Annotated in this window: 1 protein-coding gene; it reads left to right on the plus strand. The window is 65.5% G+C overall.

Annotation, left to right across the window (positions count from 1 at the left end; all coding sequences use genetic code 11):
- Positions 1-371 (plus strand): FAD-dependent oxidoreductase (locus tag EN846_RS33860; RefSeq protein ID WP_135928117.1); only part of this gene is annotated, 371 nt, incomplete at both ends.

The following is a 371-nucleotide window of genomic DNA, read 5'->3' on the forward strand; positions in this document are numbered from 1 at the left end:
CCAATCCTTACCTTTATATGCGCGCGACCGCGGATGCACGCGTGATCTGCGGCGGCGAGGAGGAGGACTTCATCGACGAGGAGCGTCGCGATGCGTTGATGGCGAAAAAGACCAGGCGCCTGGAGGAGAAGCTGGGGCGCGTTTTCCCGCAGCTCCACACGGAGGCCGCATTTGCCTGGAGCGGCTCGTTCGGGGCAACCAGTACCGGGCTGCCGACCATCGGTAGTGTGCCCGGTCATGCCCGCATCCATGCTGTGGTGGGCTACGGCGGCGCGGGCTTGCAGCTGCTCGGGACAGCGGGCTTGCAAATCGACCGGAACGGACAACCATTGGGGCCGATGGACGTTCCCAGCGACGGGGACGAGTTGCGG

The organism is Mesorhizobium sp. M4B.F.Ca.ET.203.01.1.1 (genome assembly GCF_004791025.1).
GTDB classification, from domain to species: Bacteria; Pseudomonadota; Alphaproteobacteria; order Rhizobiales; family Rhizobiaceae; genus Mesorhizobium; species Mesorhizobium abyssinicae.